This window comes from Methylocystis sp., assembly GCF_046349115.1.
Lineage (GTDB): Bacteria > Pseudomonadota > Alphaproteobacteria > Rhizobiales > Beijerinckiaceae > Methylocystis.
In genome coordinates this window covers 251,918-271,480 of the sequence record NZ_JAXMCX010000001.1, presented here as the reverse complement: position 1 = coordinate 271,480, position 19,563 = coordinate 251,918, and the positions used below count along the sequence as shown (strand labels likewise).

20 protein-coding genes are annotated in these 19,563 nt (G+C 63.4%); 8 read left to right on the top strand and 12 right to left on the bottom strand.

What is annotated here, in order from left to right:
- Positions 1-5: 5 nt before the first annotated feature.
- Complete coding sequence (gene ychF / locus U1E20_RS01280; protein ID WP_409978773.1) at positions 6-1,103, top strand: redox-regulated ATPase YchF; 1,098 nt, start codon at positions 6-8, stop codon at positions 1,101-1,103.
- Positions 1,104-1,289: 186 nt separating this feature from the next.
- On the opposite strand, the gene phaR is transcribed toward ychF, so the two are convergent.
- Complete coding sequence (gene phaR / locus U1E20_RS01275; protein ID WP_409978772.1) at positions 1,290-1,913, bottom strand: polyhydroxyalkanoate synthesis repressor PhaR; 624 nt, start codon at positions 1,911-1,913, stop codon at positions 1,290-1,292.
- A 243-nt stretch (positions 1,914-2,156) separates the two neighbouring features.
- Here phaR and U1E20_RS01270 point away from each other — a divergent pair, with 243 nt between their 5' ends.
- The 4 genes from U1E20_RS01270 (at position 2,157) to U1E20_RS01255 (ending at position 5,997) form a co-directional block, all read left to right on the top strand.
- Complete coding sequence (locus U1E20_RS01270; RefSeq protein WP_409978771.1) at positions 2,157-3,329, top strand: acetyl-CoA C-acetyltransferase; 1,173 nt, start codon at positions 2,157-2,159, stop codon at positions 3,327-3,329.
- 91 nt (positions 3,330-3,420) lie between these two features.
- Positions 3,421-4,146, top strand: coding sequence for an acetoacetyl-CoA reductase (gene phbB, locus U1E20_RS01265; RefSeq protein ID WP_409978770.1), 726 nt, complete (start codon positions 3,421-3,423; stop codon positions 4,144-4,146).
- A 99-nt stretch (positions 4,147-4,245) separates the two neighbouring features.
- Positions 4,246-5,337, top strand: a complete 1,092-nt coding sequence (locus U1E20_RS01260; RefSeq protein ID WP_409978769.1) for a lysylphosphatidylglycerol synthase transmembrane domain-containing protein — start codon at positions 4,246-4,248, stop codon at positions 5,335-5,337.
- A gap of 57 nt (positions 5,338-5,394) precedes the next feature.
- Positions 5,395-5,997, top strand: coding sequence for a L,D-transpeptidase (locus U1E20_RS01255; RefSeq protein ID WP_409978768.1), 603 nt, complete (start codon positions 5,395-5,397; stop codon positions 5,995-5,997).
- A gap of 218 nt (positions 5,998-6,215) precedes the next feature.
- Here the strand turns inward: U1E20_RS01255 and U1E20_RS01250 are convergent, their stop codons facing one another.
- Entirely contained in the window at positions 6,216-6,635 is a 420-nt protein-coding gene (locus U1E20_RS01250) for a hypothetical protein (protein ID WP_409978767.1), read from the bottom strand.
- Positions 6,636-6,654: 19 nt separating this feature from the next.
- Between U1E20_RS01250 and U1E20_RS01245 the strand changes: the two genes are divergently transcribed.
- Complete coding sequence (locus U1E20_RS01245; protein ID WP_409978766.1) at positions 6,655-7,002, top strand: MarR family winged helix-turn-helix transcriptional regulator; 348 nt, start codon at positions 6,655-6,657, stop codon at positions 7,000-7,002.
- A 48-nt stretch (positions 7,003-7,050) separates the two neighbouring features.
- Positions 7,051-8,358: an SCP2 sterol-binding domain-containing protein gene (locus U1E20_RS01240; protein WP_409978765.1), complete on the top strand. Its 1,308-nt coding sequence runs from the start codon at positions 7,051-7,053 to the stop codon at positions 8,356-8,358.
- A 4-nt stretch (positions 8,359-8,362) separates the two neighbouring features.
- On the opposite strand, the gene U1E20_RS01235 is transcribed toward U1E20_RS01240, so the two are convergent.
- Complete coding sequence (locus tag U1E20_RS01235; RefSeq protein ID WP_409978764.1) at positions 8,363-10,447, bottom strand: elongation factor G; 2,085 nt, start codon at positions 10,445-10,447, stop codon at positions 8,363-8,365.
- A 170-nt stretch (positions 10,448-10,617) separates the two neighbouring features.
- On the opposite strand from U1E20_RS01235, the gene rph reads away from it, so the two are divergent.
- Positions 10,618-11,331 carry a ribonuclease PH gene (rph, locus tag U1E20_RS01230; protein WP_409978763.1) on the top strand — a complete coding sequence of 238 codons (714 nt, stop codon included), beginning with the start codon at positions 10,618-10,620 and terminating at the stop codon, positions 11,329-11,331.
- Between the two features lie 245 nt (positions 11,332-11,576).
- Here rph and U1E20_RS01225 read toward each other — a convergent pair whose 3' ends face one another.
- The 9 genes from U1E20_RS01225 to ctaD all read right to left on the bottom strand — a co-directional run bounded on the left by U1E20_RS01225 (position 11,577) and on the right by ctaD (position 19,554).
- Positions 11,577-12,182 carry a GNAT family N-acetyltransferase gene (locus U1E20_RS01225; protein WP_409978762.1) on the bottom strand — a complete coding sequence of 202 codons (606 nt, stop codon included), beginning with the start codon at positions 12,180-12,182 and terminating at the stop codon, positions 11,577-11,579.
- A 21-nt stretch (positions 12,183-12,203) separates the two neighbouring features.
- Positions 12,204-13,610 carry a threonine synthase gene (gene thrC, locus U1E20_RS01220; protein ID WP_409978761.1) on the bottom strand — a complete coding sequence of 469 codons (1,407 nt, stop codon included), beginning with the start codon at positions 13,608-13,610 and terminating at the stop codon, positions 12,204-12,206.
- 259 nt (positions 13,611-13,869) lie between these two features.
- Complete coding sequence (locus U1E20_RS01215) at positions 13,870-14,607, bottom strand: SURF1 family protein (protein ID WP_409978760.1); 738 nt, start codon at positions 14,605-14,607, stop codon at positions 13,870-13,872.
- The gene (locus U1E20_RS01210; protein ID WP_409978759.1) at positions 14,604-14,981 is read right to left on the bottom strand and encodes a DUF983 domain-containing protein; all 378 of its coding nucleotides are present in this window, start codon (positions 14,979-14,981) and stop codon (positions 14,604-14,606) included. Before U1E20_RS01210 ends, U1E20_RS01215 begins: the two co-directional genes overlap by 4 nt.
- A gap of 72 nt (positions 14,982-15,053) precedes the next feature.
- Positions 15,054-15,944 (bottom strand): cytochrome c oxidase subunit 3, encoded by an 891-nt coding sequence (locus U1E20_RS01205; RefSeq protein WP_409978758.1) that lies wholly within the window; start codon positions 15,942-15,944, stop codon positions 15,054-15,056.
- A 77-nt stretch (positions 15,945-16,021) separates the two neighbouring features.
- Positions 16,022-16,618 carry a cytochrome c oxidase assembly protein gene (locus U1E20_RS01200; RefSeq protein WP_409978757.1) on the bottom strand — a complete coding sequence of 199 codons (597 nt, stop codon included), beginning with the start codon at positions 16,616-16,618 and terminating at the stop codon, positions 16,022-16,024.
- Positions 16,619-16,623: 5 nt separating this feature from the next.
- Positions 16,624-16,821 (bottom strand): CoxF, encoded by a 198-nt coding sequence (locus U1E20_RS01195; RefSeq protein ID WP_409978756.1) that lies wholly within the window; start codon positions 16,819-16,821, stop codon positions 16,624-16,626.
- A gap of 24 nt (positions 16,822-16,845) precedes the next feature.
- Positions 16,846-17,778, bottom strand: a complete 933-nt coding sequence (locus tag U1E20_RS01190; protein WP_409978755.1) for a heme o synthase — start codon at positions 17,776-17,778, stop codon at positions 16,846-16,848.
- A gap of 114 nt (positions 17,779-17,892) precedes the next feature.
- The gene (gene ctaD, locus U1E20_RS01185; protein WP_409978754.1) at positions 17,893-19,554 is read right to left on the bottom strand and encodes a cytochrome c oxidase subunit I; all 1,662 of its coding nucleotides are present in this window, start codon (positions 19,552-19,554) and stop codon (positions 17,893-17,895) included.
- Positions 19,555-19,563: the final 9 nt, after the last annotated feature.

The window sequence follows — 19,563 nt, the reverse complement described above, 5'->3', positions numbered from 1 at the left end:
CGGATATGGGCTTCAAATGTGGCATCGTCGGCCTGCCGAATGTCGGCAAGTCGACCCTCTTCAACGCGCTCACCCAGACCGCCGCGGCGCAGGCCGCGAACTATCCTTTCTGCACCATCGAGCCCAATGTCGGCGAAGTCGCCGTTCCCGACCCGAGGCTGGAGGAACTCGCCAGGATCGCGGGCTCTAAGGAGATCATCCCGACCCGGCTGACCTTCGTCGACATCGCCGGTCTGGTGCGCGGCGCCTCGAAGGGCGAAGGGCTCGGCAATCAGTTTCTGGCCAATATTCGCGAATGCGACGCCATCGCCCATGTCGTCCGCTGTTTCGAGGACGGCGACGTGACTCATGTCGAAGGCGGCGTCGACCCGATCCGCGACATTGAGACAATCGAGACCGAGCTGATGCTCGCCGATCTCGAAAGTCTCGAAAAGCGCGTGGTGGCGATGGAGAAGAAGGCGAAGGGCGGCGACAAGGAAGCGAAGGCGCTCGTCGATCTGATGAACCGCTGCCTCGTGTTGCTGCGCGAGGGCAAGCCAGCCCGCCTCGCCAAGGTTGCCGAGGACGAGCGCGCCGACTTCGCGGGTCTCGGGCTGCTGTCGTCGAAACCCGTGCTCTATGTCTGCAATGTCGAGGAGGGCTCGGCCGCCGAGGGCAACGCCCAGTCGGCCAAAGTCGCGGCGCGCGCCGCCGAGGAAGACGCCGCCGCGGTCGTCGTCTCGGCCAAGATCGAAAGCGAAATCGCCGTGCTGCCGGTCGAGGAGCAGAAGGATTATCTCGAAGCCGTCGGCCTCATCGAGCCCGGGCTCAATCGGGTCATCCGCGCCGGCTATGATCTCCTGCATCTGATCACCTATTTCACGGTCGGCCCGAAAGAGGCGCGCGCCTGGACCATCGAAAAAGGCGTGCGCGCGCCGCAGGCCGCTGGCGTGATCCATACTGATTTCGAGAAAGGCTTTATTCGCGCCGAGACGATCGCCTATGGCGATTACGTCGCCAACAAGGGCGAATCCGGCGCCCGCGACGCCGGCCGCTTAAGGCTGGAGGGCAAGGAATATGTGGTCGCCGACGGCGACGTGATGCATTTCAGGTTTAATACGTAAATTCGTGGCTCTCCCCTCTCCCGCTTGCGGGAGAGGGTGGCCCGGCCAAAGGGTGTCTGTAAAGACGCCCGTCGCTAACGACGGGCTTTTGGCCGGGTCGGGTGAGGGCCCTCATCCGTCACGCCTGCGGCGCGACACCTTCTCCTGCAAGCGGGAGAAGGAGAAACCCAGCGCTACGCTGAGCTTTCACCCCTTCGACAAATTGTCGATCCTCTTGTTCAATTCGTCGAGTTGGCGCTTCAGTTCGGCGACATCGGCGCCTTCCTTATGGGTTCCGCCGGCCTCATGCTCATTCAGGGTCGGGCCGGTCGTCATCCCTTCCGGCGGCACGCCGAACGGGTTGAACATGGTGAGCGCCTGACGAAATACCGCCATGTTCTTGCGGGCCTGTTCCTCCAAAGACTGAAAGGCGGCGCGGGTCGGCTCCGCGAAGGGGCCGGCGCCGACGCCGAGCGCCGAGGTGAACTGGTCGCGAAACTTCTGCTGTTCCTTGGTGAGCTTGTCGATCGAGAATTCGAGATAGCTCGGGACCAGCATCTGCATTGAATCGCCATAGAAGCGGATGAGTTGTCGCAGGAAGGCGATCGGCAGCAGGCTCTGGCCCTCCTTGCCCTCCTGTTCGAAAATGATCTGGGTCAGCACCGGCCGGGTGATGTCGTCGCCGGATTTTGCGTCGCACACGACGAAATCCTCGCCGCGTTTGACCATCGCCGCAAGGTCCTCAAGCGTCACATAGGTGCTTGTTCCGGTGTCGTAGAGTCGACGATTGGCGTATTTCTTGATGGTGGTGGGTTTCTTTTCGGTCGCCATACGCCTGACACGCTCCCCTCGCCGCACGCCGCCGCCCGCCTAAAATTCAACCGCCTGGCTTGAACGATACGCGCAAATTGGCGCCTGCGGCAATATTTTCGTGCCGAAAGCCTTTCGCTACCGTCCAATTCCGTGCAAAACGGGCCGCGGCTTGCCGAGCGCAAGCGCGAAAGACCGACAATTCGCCCCCTGGCTGGCCGAGGCGGTCGGGCAGATAGACTTTTTTCTCAAGGAGACCGACAGATGACCGATATCGTGATCGTTTCCGCGGCGCGCACCGCCGTTGGATCGTTCAACGGAGCCTTTGGAGCGGTTCCGGCCCACGAGCTCGGCGCTGTCGCCATCAAGGCCGCTCTTGAGCGCGCCAAGCTCCAGCCGGGCGAGGTCTGCGAGGTCATTCTCGGTCAGGTGCTCGATGCGGCGCAGGGCCAGAATCCGGCGCGTCAGGCGGCGATCAAGGCCGGCATTCCGGACAGCGCCACCGCCTTCGGGGTCAATCAGGTCTGCGGCTCGGGCCTGCGCGCCGTCGCGCTCGCCGCCCAGCAGATCAAGGCGGGCGACGCCACGATCGTGGTCGCCGGCGGCCAGGAGTCGATGTCGCTGGCGCCGCATGCGTCGCAGCTGCGCACCGGCACGAAGATGGGCGACGTGAAATTCGTCGACACGATGATCATCGACGGGCTCACCGACGCCTTCAACAATTATCACATGGGCCTCACCGCCGAGAACGTCGCCAAACAGTGGCAGATCACCCGCGAGCAGCAGGACGAATTCGCGGTCAAGTCGCAGAACAAGGCCGAGGCGGCGCAGAAGGCCGGCAAGTTCAAGGACGAGATCGTCCCCTATACGATCTCGACCAAGAAGGGCGACGTCGTCGTCGACGCCGACGAATATATCAAGCATGGCGTGACCATGGAGGGCGTCGCCAAGCTGCGCCCCGCCTTCTCGAAGGACGGCACGGTGACCGCGGCGAACGCCTCGGGCCTCAATGACGGCGCCGCGGCGCTCGTCGTGATGAGCGCCGACGAGGCCAAGAAGCGCGGCCTGACGCCGCTCGCCCGCCTCGCCTCCTGGGCGACCGCCGGCGTCGATCCGGCGGTGATGGGCTCCGGCCCGATCCCGGCCTCGCGCAAGGCGCTGGAGAAGGCCGGCTGGAAGGTTTCCGACCTCGATCTGATCGAGGCGAATGAAGCCTTCGCGGCTCAGGCGCTCGCGGTCAACAAGGACATGGGCTGGGACCCCGCCATCGTGAACGTCAATGGCGGCGCGATCGCCATCGGCCATCCGATCGGCGCCTCGGGCGCGCGCGTGCTCACCACGCTTCTGCACGAAATGGCGCGGCGCGACGCCAAGAAGGGCCTCGCGACGCTCTGCATCGGCGGCGGCATGGGCATCGCGCTCACGGTGGAGCGGTAAAAGCGGCAGTCGGCAGCCGGCTCCGACTGCCTACTCACGACTGCCGACTGCCGATTCAGGCAATTGATCGATTCTGAAGGAGACTCCTTTAATGGCAAGAACTGCAGTTGTGACAGGCGGCACGCGCGGCATCGGCGAGGCGATTTCGAAAGCGCTGAAGGCGGCGGGCTATACTGTCGCGGCCACCTACGCCGGCAATGACGAAGCCGCCAACAAGTTCAAGGCGGAGACGGGCGTTCCGGTCTATAAATTCGACGTTTCCGACTATGACGCCTGCGCCGCCGGACTCGCGCAGATCGAGAAGGACCTCGGTCCGGTCGACATTCTCGTCAACAACGCCGGCATCACCAAGGACCGTCTCTTCCATAAGATGGAGCTCGCCCAGTGGCAGGCGGTGATCAACACCAATCTCAATTCGCTCTTTAACGTCACGCGCCCGGTCATCAACGGCATGCGCGATCGCGGCTTCGGCCGCATCATCGTGATTTCGTCGATCAACGGCCAGAAGGGCCAGGCCGGCCAGACCAATTATTCCGCCTCCAAGGCCGGCGATATCGGCTTCGTCAAGGCGCTGGCGCAGGAGAGCGCGTCGAAGGGCATCACCGTCAACGCCATCGCGCCGGGCTATATCGCCACCGACATGGTGAAGGCGGTGCCGCAGGATGTGCTCGACAAGCACATCATTCCCTATATCGCGGTCGGCCGTCTCGGCGAGCCGGAGGAAATCGCCCGCGCCGTGGTGTTTCTCGCATCCGATGACGCGGGCTTCATCACCGGCTCGACATTGACGATCAATGGCGGCCAATATCTGATTTAAGCGGGCGCCGCCTTGAATTCAGGATGGCCGGCCATTGTCGCGCCGGCCATTCTTCCGCCTCGAAGGCGGCGCGCTATTGCGCGCTTAAGCGAGATGGCCATGAGCGTAGAGGACGATCGCTATCGACCCACGCCTTCGACGCGCGCACTTCGGTCGCGCGCAATAGCCTTGGCCGCCGGCGGATTCTGGCCTTCGCCGCCAATCTCCAGGCCACGGCTCGCCGCCGGCGCAGCCAACTTTCTTTCTCGGCGCGGCGGCTATGTCGCGCTGGTTTTGAACGCTGGGTTTTTCGCGTTCATTGCATATTGGCTCTATCGCAACATCGAATTCGCCGATCTCGCGTCGCAGCTCAAGCAAATCCCCTTAACGGCGATTGCGCTGGCAATGACGATGAATGTGTTCGTCCTACTGTTCTACGGGTCGCGCCTTTCGAACCTGCTTGAGGGTCGCTTCTTTTCGGGTTTTTTGATCGCCACGATGGGCTTCACCTTCAACAGCTTGGTTCCATTCAGAGCCGGCGAAGGCGTCAAAATCTATTTCGGCTGCTCCTATTTCGATTATGCGATCGGCAGCGTCAGCGCCGCCGTCCTGCTGGAAAAACTCTATGACGTAACCGCGATCGTAATTTTGTCATTGCTAATTCTGGCAGGCTCCGATTCGCGCATCGTCGATCCCTTCATGTTGCTCATCGCCGCCGTGATCATTGCGATGGTCTTCGCCGGCCTGTTCGCGGTGCGGCGGAGAGGCGTCGTTTGGAGCGTTCCGAAATGGGGCGTCGTCAAAGCGATGAGACTGGACGCGGTCGTCGAGCAAGCCGGGCGTCTGGTCGCCAACCACAGCGCGGCGAAAACCGCCTTCTTCACGGCTTCGATTTGGCTGACCAATGTTTGCCTCGTCTACCTCGCCTTCCGCACGCTGCTGCCCGAAATCGATTTCGGCTTCGTGCATGCGATGACCTTATTGATCATCGGCGCGCTGGCGATCGCCGTTCCGGCGAGCCCCGCCGGCCTTGGGCTATTTGAAGCCGGCATCGTCGCCTATCTCGTCAGCGCCTATGGGGTTCAAAAGGAACGCGCCATTTCCGCGGCCTTGGCCTACCACTTTTCAATCACCGCGCCGCACACGCTGATCGTGATCGGTTTCCTTGTGATCGCGTTCTTCCGCTGGTTGAAAAAACGCTCGACCGCCTGATCCGCGCGCGCCGGCGCCGCCAGGATCATTTTCAGTTGCTCGTCGAAAATCTCCTGCGTGCGCCGCCGCACGGCGTTGCGGCCCGCCCTCTTCTACAACGCGCTCATCGAGACACCGAACATCGAGCGCAAGACAATGAACCGCCGGACTTCCAAAATCGCCCAGATCGCTTTCGCCGCCGCCATCGTCGGCGCCGCTTCCGCGCCGCAGGCCGCCGCCCGCGAATATGTTCACTACCGCTCCGACCTCAATCCGGGCTCGATCGTCGTCAGCGAGCATGAGCGCAAGCTCTATCTCATCGTCGACCAGAACGACGCCATCGCCTACAAGGTCGCGGTGCCGAAGGCCGGCAAGCAATGGTCCGGCGTCGTGCAGATCAACGGCAGATTTGTCGCGCCGGACTGGACGCCGCCGGAAGACGTGAAGCAAGATCACCCCGAGCTTCCCGAAGTGATCCCCGGCGGCGCGCCGAATAATCCGATGGGCGCCCGCGCCATGACGCTGAGCGAAGGTCAGGTCGCGATCCACGGCACCACGCAGAAAATGCGCAAGTCGATCGGCTCCGCCGCCTCCTATGGCTGCATCCGCATGCTCAACGAGGACATCGTCGATCTTTACGACCGCGTCGCGGTCGGCGCCACCGTGGTGATGACGCCGTAAACAGCGATCGCCGGAAGTTGGAGGCGCGAACGGCGTCTCCCTTCTCAAGGCATCGGAACCAACCCCGTGTCGCCTCGGCGCCGCGGGGCGTCTGCATTCCCGACGCACGCAACGCGCGTGATCGGGAATGGATGGCAATACCAGCGTTGGCTCTATATTCCCCGGCCAGGTCTTCGGCCTGCCGGGATTGACGCCGTCCAAGGATCAAGCGCCGCGCATTATGCGCTGTGGCGCTTGGCCTTCATGACGCATCCGCCATTCGCCACATGACGCATCTTCTTGCTCTTGAAGCATCGCGGCGTCGTATCGGCTTGGGCGCTGACCGCCTGCGGCGCAGAATCCGACGCGCGCTTCAACCCATTCGCGCTCGAATAGAAGCTGAACGACATGGCAAGGGCCGCGGCCACCAGAAATATGAACATTCGCATGTGATTATTCCCTGCAAAGAGGCTGCGATCATCATCCAACGCGCCTTGGCGCGCTGTGTTCTCACGCACAGGCCGACCCATAGCCGCGCTTGACGGCGCGAATAAAGGGGTATATGCATCTAATATGACTTCGTTGAATCCGAGTGACGTCAGGCTCTGCGCGCAAAACTGCGCGGCCGCCAATATTCGCCGCGCCAGCCGGGCGATCACGCGTCACTATGGGCAGTTCATGGCGGCGACCGGACTCGAGCCGACCCAATATTCGCTGCTCGTCGCCTGCTCGCTCACTGGCGGCGCGACGGTCAGCAAATTGGCCGAGGCCTTTGTTCTCGAGCGCAGCGCGCTCGCCCGCAACCTTGCGGTATTAGAGAAGCGCGGACTAGTGAAGGTGAAAACCGGCGACGACCGCCGCACCCGCAAGATTGCGCTCACGCCTTTCGGGGAAGCGACGCTCGCCAATGCGCTGCCGCATTGGCGCGAAGCGCAGTCTTCGGTCGAGAAGAAATTCGGCGCCGAACGTCTGCAGAGCCTGTTATCGGAACTGCGCGCGCTGATGGAGGCGACGGCGTCGGACTAAGACATCGCTAGTCGACACCCGCGCACGCAAAAAGGGGTATATGCAAATATGATCGATCCTCGCCACTCCCCCGCCCCTGACGCCGCCGCCGAACTCGACGCGGACGCCATCCGCGACATCGCGCTTTCGGCCGGCGCGGACGACGCTGGCCTTGTCTCCCTCGACGATCCGGCGCTTGACGATCAGCGCGGCGACATTCTCGCCGCCTTTCCCTTCGCACGAACCCTCATTTCCTTCGTCGTCAGGATGAATCGCGAGAACATTCGCAGCGCCGCGCGGTCCGCCGCCAATCTCGAATTTCATCATTCGGGCGATGATTGCGACGACATCGCGCGCCGCATCGCTCTCGCGCTTCAGGCGCGGGGCGTGCGCGCCGCCTATCCGTCGATGGGTTTTCCGATGGAGGCGTCGCGATGGCCTCAGAAAATGTGGGTCATCTCGCATAAGCCGGTCGCCGTCGCCGCAGGTCTCGGACGAATGGGAATCAATCGCAACGTCATCCATCCCAAATTCGGCAATTTTCTTCTGCTCGGCACGGTCGCGGCCGAGATCGACCTTGAGGCGCGCGCCAAGCCGCTCGACTTCAATCCCTGTTTCGAATGCAAGCTCTGCGTCGCCGCCTGTCCGACCGGCGCGATCGCGCCTGACGGACATTTCGACTTTGGCGCCTGCTACACCCATAATTATCGCGAATTCATGGGCGGCTTCTCGGACTGGACCGAAACGGTCGTCGAGGCGAAAAGCGCGCGCGCCTATCGCGCCAAAGTCAGCGACCCCGAGACCGTCTCGATGTGGCAGAGCCTCGCCTTCGGTCCCAACTATAAGGCGGGCTATTGCATGGCCGTGTGCCCGGCGGGCTCCGATGTCATCGGCGCCTATCAGGCGGATAAGAAGCGCTATCTTCGCGAGGTCGTCGATCCGCTGCAAAAGAAAGAAGAGACAGTTTACGTCTCCGCCGGCTCCGACGCCGAAGCCTATGTGCCGCGCCGGTTTCCACAGAAGCAATTGAAGCGGATCGCCGGCGCGCCGTTTCGTCCCCCGACGATCGAGAGCTTTCTGTCAGGACTGAGGCTCGTCTTCCAGCGCGGCAAATCAACCGGTCTCGACGCCGTCTATCACTTCGTCTTCACCGGTGCGGAACGCCGCAGCGCCACGATCGAAATCGCCAACAGGCGGCTTCGCGTCGACGACGGGCTTGTCGGCGCGTCGCGACTGACCGTGACCGCCGACTCCGTGACCTGGCTGCGCTTCCTGCGCAAGGAGACGAGTCTCGTCTGGGCGCTGCTGCGCGGAAAGATCAGACTACGCGGCGATCCACGCCTGCTGCTGGCCTTTGCGCGCTGTTTTCCGGGCTGAGTCGCTATCCCCCATTCGCCTTCGCATGGGCGGCGACGATATCGCGCGCCTGTTTGCCGACGACTTCGGCGAGATGGTCGAAGCGGGCCTGATAGAAGCCCGAGCCGGCGGTCGCCGAGCGCAGCTCGACGATGAGATTGTCCATCTCCGCCTCCGGGATCAGCGTTTCGAGCCTGTCCCATCCTTCCCACCCCTCGCGCGGGCCAAAGCCCATGATCTGGCCGCGCCGCGCTGAGACGATGCCGGTCGCGCGCGACATGGCGTCGCTCGGCACGAAGATATCGACCGCCAGCACAGGCTCGAGCAGGATCGGCTCGGCCTTTTCCAAGGCTTCGCTCATGCCGATGCGCGCCGCAGTGCGAAACGCCATGTCGGAAGAATCGACGGTGTGATAGGAGCCGTCGGTCAGCACCGCCTCCACATCGACGACCGGAAAGCCGAGCGGGCCGTGCAGAAGGGCGTCCTGACAGCCAGCCTCGACCGACGAAAAATATTGCTTGGGAACGGCGCCGCCGTGCACGCGTTCGCTGAAGGCGAATCCTTCGCCGCGGCCGCGCGGCGCGATTTCCATCACCACATCGCCGAACTGGCCATGGCCGCCCGACTGTTTCTTGTGGCGGCCGCGAATGGTGACCTTGTGGCGGATGGTTTCGCGATAGGCGACCGTCGGCTTGGAGTAGTCGACCGCGACATTGAAGCGCGAGGCTAGGCGTTCGAGCGCGACGCGCAGATGCATCTCGCCCTGACCGAAGAGCTTGATCTGCGACAGTTCCTGATCATGGACGAAGACGAGCGAAGGATCCTCTTCGATGAGCTTTCCCATCGCCGCGGCAAGCCGCATCTCGTCCTTCCGGTCCTTCACATTGAGCGCGAGCGCATGCACCGGATCGGGAACAGGCGCGCGCGTGGCCTTCAACTCCTCGGCGCCGGCGCGGGCGTCGGCGACGATATTGTCGCCGGTCTGCGCATGATCGAGACGACCGAGCGCGGCCACGTCTCCTGTCTTCGCCTCGGTAATTTTGCCCGTCGTCGCGCCCATCAGACGCGACATGCCGGAAATGCGATCCTCGCCCTGCGGCGAAACGACCGTGCCTCCATCCGCCAAGGCGCCGCGCAGCACGCGCGCGACTGAGAGTTTCCCGCCATGCGGGGTGTGAATCGAGCGGATGATGCGGGCGAGCGGCGGGCCGCTGTCGCCGACGCCGAGCCGTGCGCGGGTCGCCTCGATTCCCGGCGCTTCGTGACGCAGCGCCTTCAGGAGCCGCGTGACGCCGGCGCCCCGTTCGGCCGATCCGATGAAGAGCGGCGCGACGAGCCCCGCGCGCAGCTCCTTGGTGAGATCATCGAAGACCTGGTCGCGGGGCGGCTCGATGTCGGAAATCAGCTCCTCCATCAGCGCGTCGTCATAATCGGCAAGGCGCTCCAGCATCGAGTAGCGCGCTTCCTTTTCGGTCGCGGCGTCCCCCTTGGGAATGTCGATGACCTCGGAGGGCGCGTGTTCGCGATAGACATAGGCGCGCTCCAGCGCGAGATCGATGAAGCCGACCGCGACGCCATTGTTCCAGATCGGAATCTGCCGCAGCAGCAGCGGCGTGCGCGACGCCGGCTGCAGAATGTTCAGCGCTTCGCGTACGTCGATCGTCGCCGCGTCGATCTTGTTGAGGAAAATGAAATGCGGCGCGCCGAATTCCTCAAGCTGGCGCAAAATCAGCTGCAGCGCCGGAATCTTGCGGGGGTCGGCCTCGCAGACGACGACAGCGGCGTCGACGACGGGCAGGATGTTGCGCGATTCATGGGCGAATTCGACCGAGCCCGGAAGATCGATGAAAGTATAGCGATCGCCCATATAGTCGACGGTCGCGATATTGGATTCGACGCTCATCTGATGGGCGCGGGCTTCAGGACTTGAATCGCCGACGCTCGCGCCCGCCGCGACGCCGCCCTGCCGCGGAATCGCGCCGGCATGGGCGAGAATGGCCTCCAAAAGAGTGGTCTTGCCGCATTGAAAAGGGCCCGCCAGCGCAATCAGCCGGGGGCCCTGTGCTCTCGCCTCGTGCGAATGCGCTCCTTGGGACGACGTTTGGCCCATCACTCCCTCCTTTTTGTCGGAGCCTGATTTATCCGGCCCCGTTAGCTCATGGTTTCACCATGCGGCCGCGAGCGCAAGCCGGGGCGGGCAAGCGATGGCGCGCCGCCTGGCGCTTCCACGGCCGCCGAAAGCGCGATAGAAGGCGCGACCGATACGTCAACGGAGCTTTTATGCGCCCCAGCAAACGCGCGCCCGATGAGATGCGCCAGGTGAGTTTCGAGCGCGGCGTCGCCCGCTATGCCGAAGGCTCCTGCCTTGTGAAATTCGGCAATACGCAGGTGCTCTGCGCGGCGTCGCTCGAAGACAAGCCGCCGCCGTGGCTGCGCGGCCAGGGCCGTGGCTGGGTGACGGCCGAATATTCCATGCTGCCACGCGCCACGCACACTCGCACGCGGCGCGAGGCGACGGCCGGCAGGCTGTCGGGACGCACCCAGGAGATTCAGCGCCTCATCGGCCGTTCGCTGCGCGCCGTCACCAATCTGTCGGCGCTGGGCGAGCGGCAGATCGTCGTCGACTGCGACGTGATTCAGGCCGATGGGGGAACCCGCACGGCGTCGATCACCGGCGCCTGGCTGGCGCTGCATGACTGTTTCGATTGGATGCGGTCACGCTCGATCGTCAAGGAAAACCCGCTACGCGATCACGTCGCGGCAGTCTCCTGCGGCATTTTCAACGCGACGCCGGTGATCGACCTCGATTACGCCGAGGACTCGACCGCCGAGACCGACGCCAATTTCGTCATCACCGGTTCGGGCGGCCTCGTCGAAATTCAGGCGACCGCCGAAGTCGCGGTGTTTTCGCAGGACGAACTCGCGGCCATGCTGGCGCTCGCTCAAAGAGGCGTCGCCGATCTTGTCACGTTGCAGAAGGCGGCGCTCGCTTAAGCCGCATAAGCGTGTTTCCCGACGCGCGCAACGCGCGATCGGAATTGACATAAACTTCGTCCAATCTATTCGATTGGACGATGTCATTCCCGGCAGGCCGAAGGCCTGACCGGGAATCCAGAGCCGAGGCGCGAACGCAGGTTTTGCTCTGGATTCCCGATCGCGCTCCGCGCGTCGGGAATGACATGCGAGCCGTTCAAACGGATGTGGCATGACAACCAAAGCTGACGGGCCGGCCGAATGTATCAAGCCGCCGCCGATGGCGGATTGATCGGCTGCGGATCGGTCTCAAGCAGCGCATACAGCAAATGGTCGCGCCACTGACCGTTGATGTTGAGATAGGAGCGCGCATAGCCCTCCTGTTTGAAGCCGACGCGCTCCAGCAACCGCTTTGAAGGTTCATTGGTCGGCAGACACGCCGCCTCGATGCGATGGAAGCCGCGCTTCTCGAAGGCATAGGCGCAGGCGGCGCGAACCGCGCGAGTCATATGGCCCTTGCCCGCATAGGGCTCGCCCATCCAATAGCCGAGCGTCGCCGCCTGCGACACGCCGCGCCGTACATGTCCGAAGGAGAGGCCGCCCATCAACGCATCGTCCTCGTCGCGAAAGATGAAAAATGAATAGGCTTCGTCGCGCGCCATTTCCTCGGCGTGGCGGCGGACGCGATAGCGAAAGCTCGCCCGCGTCAAATCGTCGATCGGCCAGAGCGGCTCCCAGGGCGTGAGAAAGGAGCGGCTCTTCTCGCGCAGCTCGGCCCATTCGACGTAATCGCGCATTTCCGACGCGCGCAGATAAAGGCCCTCGCCTTTGATCGGCAGGTCGCGGCGTCCGATTACGCTGAAGATCGCCATCGTGCTCCTTGCCAGAACTTGTCAGTTCTTCGCCGCGCGCGCGCGCTCGGAGATGAATTCCGCGACTCGCGCGCCGTCATTTTCAAGAATCGTGAATCGCTCTGGCGCGTCAAGACGCGTCGCAATATTTTCGGGCGGCTGCGGGCGCAGCCCGATCGCGCGTTCGATGGCGTCCGGAAACTTTGCCGGATGCGCGGTCGACAGCGCGACGACGGGCGTCGCTGGGTTCTTCGCGAGCCGTGCGCGCGCCACGCTGACGCCGGTCGCCGTATGCGGATCGAGCACATAGCCGGTCTCGCGCCAGGTGCGGCGAATCTCGTCCGTCGTCTCGGTTTCGCCGACGGATTGCGCGTCGAATTCAGCGCGGATGGCGGCAAGCGATTCAGCCGGAATGTCGAAGGCTCCCGATTGATCGAGCGAAGCGAATGCGGCGCGGACAGCGGCGGAGTCGCGTCCGGTCGCATCGAACAATAAGCGTTCGAAATTAGACGAAAGCTGAATGTCCATCGACGGCGACTGAGTCGGCGTCACGCCGCGCGGCTCGTAACGTCCGCTTTCAAGCGCGCGCGCCAAAATGTCGTTGGCGTTGGTGGCGACATGCAATCTTTCGACGGGAAGACCCATGCGCTTGGCGACATAGCCGGCGAGCACGTCGCCGAAATTGCCTGTCGGCACGGCGAAGGAAATATGCCGATGCGGCGCGCCGAGCGCGACCGCGCTCGTAAAGTAATAAACGGTCTGCGCGACGACGCGCGCCCAGTTGATCGAATTGACGCCGGCCAATCCGACGCGCGTGCGAAATTCAGCGTCGCGAAACAGCCGCTTCAAAATCGTCTGGGCGTCGTCGAACGAACCTTCCAGCGCGATCGTATGAACATTGTGGTCGGCGACCGTGGTCATTTGCTTGCGCTGCACGTCGGAGACGCGGCCATGCGGAAACAGAATGAAGACGTCGACCCGATCCAGTCCCTTGAACGCCTCGATCGCTGCGGCGCCGGTGTCGCCCGATGTCGCGCCGACAATGGTGGCGCGAAGATTCCGCTTTTCGAGCACATGATTCATCATGCGCCCGAGAAGCTGCATCGCCAGATCCTTGAAGGCGAGCGTCGGCCCGTGGAAAAGTTCCAGAATGAAGAGATTGTCGGCGATCTGCGTTAGCGGCGCGATGGCGCTGTGACGGAATTCGCTATAGGCGCTCGCCGTCTGCGCCCGCAGAATGTCGGGCGAAAAGGTCTCGCTGAGATAAGGCGCGATCAGTCGCGCCGTCGCTTCGGCGTAGGGTCGTCCGGCGAGCGCGGCGATGTCGGACGGCGCCACGCGCGGATAGGCGAGCGGCGTATAGAGCCCGCCGTCGGTCGCAAGACCGGCGATGAGAACATCGTCGAAACCGAGCTGGGCGGCCTCGCCGCGCGTTGAGAGATAGCGCAATCTTTGATCCATCGATGCGGCTGGCGCGCCGCTGGCGGCGCGCAAGTCTTTGCGATTTCCTTTTGAACCGTTCGGGGGATCATTCCCGACGCGCGAAGCGCGATCTGGAATCCAGAGCGCCGCCAGCGGTCCTGGGTGGGCTCTGGATTCCCGATCAGGCCTCCGGCCTGTCGGGAATGACAGCCCAGCGAGCGGATCAAGCGGCGTTTGGCACGCTGCGCCTTTTCATAGCATATTCGCCATCGCCGCAAGGCCGAGGCTAAGGCGCGTCCGCTCGCGCCAGGACGCCGCGGGCGTAAAGCGCGAAAATCACCAGCAGGGCGAGCGACAGTCCGAACCAGGTGACGGCGTAGGAGAAATGATTGTTGACGATCGTCGGAACGCCGCCGACGGGACGCGGCCAGTCAGCCGCCGTTGTGGGCGCCGCGTCGATCACGAGCGCGAAAGGCGCGGCGTCGGTCAGTTTGAGCGCTGCGGCGACCGCCGCGGGATCGCGCGCGAAGAACAGGCCCTTCGCCGGCTCATCGGCGGGCGTGAAGAGGTTGCGCCGCTCCGGCGCGCGCAACACGCCGACCAGCGTCGTTTCGCCGGAAGGCGCCGCGCGCAAAGCGGCGTCGCCGGCCTTCGACGCCGGAAGAAAACCGCGATCGACGAGCACGACGCCCCCGTCCCTCAACTCGAACGGCGTCATCAGCAGATAGCCCGGCTCTCGGCTCGCGCCCTCCGGCGGCGCGGCGAAGATGAGCGCGTCGCCGCCGCCGACAAAGCGGCCGGTGGCGCTTACATGCAGGAAGTCATAGTCCTCGGCGGGAAGCGCCGCCCATCGTTCCCGCGGCGGAATCGGTCGCGGCGGTTGCGTCGCGCGCTGTTCGATTCGCGCGATCAGCGCCTCTTTCTCGCCGAGCCGCCGCACCTGCCAAAAGCCGAGACTGACCAGCAGCGCAAAAAGCAGCGCGGCGCCGATCGCCGGCCACAGCAGCGCGCGCGCAGGGTTCACGACTGGTGGCGGCTTTCTTCGGCCTTGTTGAAATATTGCAGAACGATCAGCAGGCCTTTCATCGGCCGCAGCAGCGCAAGGCAAAGTATGGCCGACAGAGGCGCGAGGATGGCGGCATGCACCCAATAGGGCGGCTGATAGGTCACCTCGACATACCAGAGCACCGCGATGGCGATGAAGCCGACGATGGTCATGACGAAAATCGCCGGGCCGTCGCCAGCGTCGGCGAAGGAGAAATCGAGCCCGCAGACGTCGCATTTCGGTTCGACCGCGAGCAGGCCTTTGATCATGTGTCCCTTGCTGCAGCGCGGACATCTGCCGAGAATTCCGTCGAGATAGAGCGACGGCGGCGGATAGACATGCTCTTCTGACATAATAGGCCTCCAACGAAAACGGTCACGGGCGCGCCCGTGACCGTCCTAAGTTCGGACTGGGCGGCGCGGCGCCTATTCCATGACCCCGCCCCAGTTCCCCCACACATAGATGCAGGCGAACAGAAACAGCCAGACGACGTCGACGAAGTGCCAGTACCAGGCGGCGAACTCGAAGCCGAGGTGCTGATCCGGCGTGAAGGCCCCCCTGAACACGCGCAGCAGGCAGACGATCAGGAAAATGGTGCCGACGATCACATGGAAGCCATGGAAGCCCGTGGCCATAAAGAAGGTCGAGCCGTAATTGGTCGCGGCGGGCTTCGCCGGATCGAAGGCGAAAGCGAAGGGCGCGTGGATATATTCATAGGCCTGGATCGTCGTGAACAGCAGACCGAGCGCGATCGTCGCGATCAGACCCTTCTTCAGCGTGTCGCGGTTGTTTTCCAGAAGGCCGTGATGGGCCCAGGTCAAAGTCGCGCCGGAGCTGAGCAGAATGATCGTATTGAGCAGCGGCAGCTTCCACGGGCTCAGGACTTCGACGCCCTTCGGCGGCCAGACGCCCTGGAACAGTTCCGTGCGTATGACCTGGACCGCGTCGTCAGGAAACAGCGCCGAATTGAAGAACGCCCAGAACCAGGCGACGAAGAACATCACTTCCGAGAAGATGAACAGTATCATCCCGTAGCGGTGATGCAGCCGCACCACCGGCGAGTGAAATCCGCCGACGCTCGCTTCATGGATGATGTCGCTCCACCAGGCGTACATCACCAGCAGCACGCCGGCGAAGCCGACGAAAAACACAATGCCGCCGAACGTCATGCCGCCGATCGGCGCGCCTTTGTGCTGCGCGAGCCACATGACCGCGCCGATCGCCATGATCAGCGCGGCGAGCGCGCCCACGATCGGCCACGGACTCGGATCGACCAGATGATAGTCGTGTTCGGGTTTCGCGTGTCCGTCCGCCATCTTGCTATTCCTTGTCCATCGGCCGGCGATCCCGGCCAGTCTCCTTAAGTCCGCCGCGCGCCAAATTGCGCGGCGCGTCAACCTTTCGGCTTTGCGCCCGCCGTCTCGCTCGTCTTCGAAGGCGCGGAGTCCTTAGTGGCGAAGAAAGAATAGGACAGCGTGATCTCGCGAACGCCGCGCATGCCCTCCTCGCGCTCGAGCGCCGGATCGAGATAGAAAACCACCGGCCATTCCTCGGCCTCATGCGGACCGAGCCGCTTCTCCTCGAAGCAGAAACAGGCGATTTTGACGAAGAAGGCGCCGGCCTGGCCAGGCGCGACATTATAGGCTGCCTGACCGCTCGTCTCGCGATCGGAAAGATTGGCGACCTTGTAATAGACGGTTTTGGTTTCGCCGGTGCGCAGCGAGACTTTCGCGACCTCCGGCTCGAAGCGCCACGGCAGATCGCGCGCGACATTGGCGTCGAAACGCACGGTCAGCACGCGTTCGCCGGGGGCGATTGGCGCCGCGGCGACATCAATCTTCGGCGTGCCGCCGAAGCCCGTCGCCGCGCAGAAAGCCCTGTAGAGCGGAACCGATGCGAAAGACAGAACGAGCATCGCCGTCGCGCCGACGATCAGCGCCGCCGCGATCAGTCGCGGACGATGGCGTGAATGAGGCGCCGGCGCGTTCATGGCTTTTAGATCGTCCGGTTGATGATGGCCGCGCCGAATTTCACAATGGTCACGGCGTAAAACAGCACGGCGAGCAAACCGATCGTCGCGCCGATCGCGATATTGCGCTGACGACGGCTGCGCGCCTGTTCTTCCGTCAGAACGACCCCCGGGCCGCTGAACGCGCCGCCCTGGCTCTTCATCTTTTCGCTTGCGTCGGTCATGTTCTTCACCATTCGCTTGGCCGCTCAGATCAGCGCGAAAACATGCGCCGTCTGCTCGACGACGAGCACGAGGAACAGCACGAAGAGATAGAGGATCGAGAACAGAAACATCCGGCGCGCCGCCCGGCGGGCCGCTTCGCCTTCACGCTGTTTGAAAACTGCGGTCGCGAGAGCGACGAGGGCAATCCCGCAGCCTATCGAGACAAGCCCGTAAGCGAGCGAAGCGAAGCCCAGCAGCCATGGCGCGACGCCAAGCGGCGCGAGCGCCAGCGCGTAGATCAGGATTTCGCGGCGGGTGCGGTCCTCGCCAGCGACATTGGGCAGCATCGGCACGCCGGCGCGGCCGTATTCCTCGCTTTTCAGCAAGGCGAGCGACCAGAAATGCGGAGGGGTCCAGATGAAGATGATCGCAAACAGCACGACGCTCGCAAGATTGATCTCGCCGGTCGCCGCGGCGAAGCCGACCATCGGCGGAAGCGCGCCGGCGGCGCCGCCGATGACGATGTTCATCGGCGTCCAGCGCTTCAGCCACATCGTATAGATCACGACGTAGAAGAGAATGGTGAAGGCGAGCAGCGCCGCGGCGAACCAGTTCGCGACATAGCCGAGGGTGAAGATCGACAGCGTCGCGAGCACCAGGCCGAAGGCGAGCGCCGATTCGGGATCGAGGCGTCCGGCGGGGATCGGCCGCTTGCGGGTGCGCGTCATCAGCGCGTCGATGTCGGCGTCATACCACATGTTGAGCGCGCCGGACGCGCCGGCGCCGACGGCGATCGCGAGAAGCGAGGCGAAGCCGATCAGCGGATGCGGCGGCGTCGGGGCGAGCAACAGTCCGGCAAGCGCCGTAAACACCACGAGCGACATCACGCGCGGCTTGAGAAGCGCGAAATAATCCGAAGGCGACGCGACCGAGATGCGCGGAGCCTGTTCCTCATGCAGATAGGATGCGTCGCTCATGGCGTTTCACTCAGAACCTGTCGGCTGAGACCTGACGCCGGCACAGACGCCCGCATCATCGCTCGCCGGCATGCATGCCCGGCGCGAGTGTCCTCGCGCCGGCGTTTGGTTTTGTCACCGTCCCGGCCCGCTGATGCGCGGCAGCACCTGAAACTGATGGAAGGGCGGCGGAGACGGCAGAGTCCATTCCAGCGTCGTCGCGCCCACGCCCCAGGGATTGGCGCCGGCCACCCGCTTCTTCAAGAAGGTGTCGATGATCACATAGAACCAGACGATCAGCGAAAGCGTGACGAAGATCATGCCGAAGGACGACACCAGATTCCACAACGCATAAGCGTCGGGATAGTCGATGTAGCGGCGCGGCATCCCGCCCAGACCGAGAAAGTGCTGCGGGAAGAAGACGACGTTGACGCCGATGAACAGCAGCCAGAAATTCGCCTTGGCCAAACTCTCCGAATACATGTAGCCGCACATCTTGGGGAACCAATAGTAGAACCCCGCATAGAGCGCGAAGACCGCGCCGAGCGACAGCGTGTAATGGAAGTGCGCGACGACATAGTAGCCTTCGTGGAACTGCTTGTCGGCGCTGGCGTTGGCGAGCACGACGCCGGTGATGCCGCCCATCGTGAACACGAAAATGAAGCCGATCGCCCAGACCATCGGCGCGCGGAAGGAAATTGATCCGCCCCACATCGTCGCGATCCAGGAGAAAATCTTGATGCCGGTCGGCACTGCGATCACCATCGTCGCCAGAGTGAAGTAACGCTGGGCGTTGAGCGACATGCCGACCGTATACATGTGGTGCGCCCACACGATGCTGCCGAGCACGCCGATCGAGACCATGGCGTAGGCCATGCCAAGATAACCGAACACCGGCTTCTTCGAGAAGGTCGACACCACTTGGCTGATGATGCCGAAGCCCGGAAGGATGACGATGTAGACTTCCGGATGGCCGAAGAACCACAGCAGGTGCTGGAACAGCAGCGGATCGCCGCCGCCCGCCGGGTCATAGAACATCGTGCCAAAGTTGCGGTCGGTGAGCAGCATCGTCACGCAGCCGGCGAGCACCGGCAACACCAGCAGCAGCAGGAAGGCCGTCACCAGAATCGACCACACGAACAGCGGCATCTTGTGCAGCGTCATGCCGGGCGCGCGCATGTTGAAAATCGTGGTGATGAAGTTGATCGCGCCGAGGATCGACGACGCGCCGGCAAGATGCAGCGCGAGAATCACGAAATCCATCGCCGGGCCGGGCGAACCGGTGTTCGACGACAGCGGCGGATAGAATGTCCAGCCGCCGCCAAAGCCCTTCATGCCCGGCGCGCCCTCGACGAACATCGAGATGACGGCGAGAACCAGCGAGGAGACGAGAAGCCAGAACGAAATGTTGTTGAGGCGCGGGAAGGCCATGTCCGGCGCGCCGATCATGATCGGCACGAACCAATTGCCAAAGCCGCCGATCAAAATCGGCATGGCCATGAAGAAGATCATCAGCACGCCGTGGACGGTGATGAACACATTGTAGAGATTTTTGCCCGCGTCCAGCGCCATCGACGGATCGGCGCCATGCAGGAGTTCCGCGAGTCCCGGGAAAATCTGCACGCCCGGAAAAGCGAGTTCGAGCCTCATGCCAAGCGACAGGAGGAAGCCGATGACGCCGCCGATCGAACCGACAATGATGTAGAGCGTGCCGATGTCTTTGTGGTTGGTGGAGAAGAGGAAGCGGCGCAATCCCCTCGGATGATCATGCGCTCCAGCCGTCGTCGAACTCGCCATCGTCATGTT

What these genes read in the sequence shown, in the direction of transcription:
- U1E20_RS01240 (WP_409978765.1), top strand. Translation starts at nt 7,051, where the DNA reads ATGATCGATCCTCGCCACTCCCCCGCCCCTGACGCCGCCGCCGAACTC.
- ctaD (WP_409978754.1), bottom strand. Translation starts at nt 19,554, where the DNA reads ATGGCGAGTTCGACGACGGCTGGAGCGCATGATCATCCGAGGGGATTG.
- U1E20_RS01245 (WP_409978766.1), top strand. Translation starts at nt 6,655, where the DNA reads ATGGCGGCGACCGGACTCGAGCCGACCCAATATTCGCTGCTCGTCGCC.
- U1E20_RS01235 (WP_409978764.1), bottom strand. Translation starts at nt 10,447, where the DNA reads ATGGGCCAAACGTCGTCCCAAGGAGCGCATTCGCACGAGGCGAGAGCA.
- rph (WP_409978763.1), top strand. Translation starts at nt 10,618, where the DNA reads ATGCGCCCCAGCAAACGCGCGCCCGATGAGATGCGCCAGGTGAGTTTC.
- phaR (WP_409978772.1), bottom strand. Translation starts at nt 1,913, where the DNA reads ATGGCGACCGAAAAGAAACCCACCACCATCAAGAAATACGCCAATCGT.
- phbB (WP_409978770.1), top strand. Translation starts at nt 3,421, where the DNA reads ATGGCAAGAACTGCAGTTGTGACAGGCGGCACGCGCGGCATCGGCGAG.
- U1E20_RS01205 (WP_409978758.1), bottom strand. Translation starts at nt 15,944, where the DNA reads ATGGCGGACGGACACGCGAAACCCGAACACGACTATCATCTGGTCGAT.
- U1E20_RS01260 (WP_409978769.1), top strand. Translation starts at nt 4,246, where the DNA reads ATGAGCGTAGAGGACGATCGCTATCGACCCACGCCTTCGACGCGCGCA.
- U1E20_RS01200 (WP_409978757.1), bottom strand. Translation starts at nt 16,618, where the DNA reads ATGAACGCGCCGGCGCCTCATTCACGCCATCGTCCGCGACTGATCGCG.
- U1E20_RS01190 (WP_409978755.1), bottom strand. Translation starts at nt 17,778, where the DNA reads ATGAGCGACGCATCCTATCTGCATGAGGAACAGGCTCCGCGCATCTCG.
- U1E20_RS01195 (WP_409978756.1), bottom strand. Translation starts at nt 16,821, where the DNA reads ATGACCGACGCAAGCGAAAAGATGAAGAGCCAGGGCGGCGCGTTCAGC.
- U1E20_RS01225 (WP_409978762.1), bottom strand. Translation starts at nt 12,182, where the DNA reads ATGGCGATCTTCAGCGTAATCGGACGCCGCGACCTGCCGATCAAAGGC.
- U1E20_RS01210 (WP_409978759.1), bottom strand. Translation starts at nt 14,981, where the DNA reads ATGTCAGAAGAGCATGTCTATCCGCCGCCGTCGCTCTATCTCGACGGA.
- ychF (WP_409978773.1), top strand. Translation starts at nt 6, where the DNA reads ATGGGCTTCAAATGTGGCATCGTCGGCCTGCCGAATGTCGGCAAGTCG.
- U1E20_RS01270 (WP_409978771.1), top strand. Translation starts at nt 2,157, where the DNA reads ATGACCGATATCGTGATCGTTTCCGCGGCGCGCACCGCCGTTGGATCG.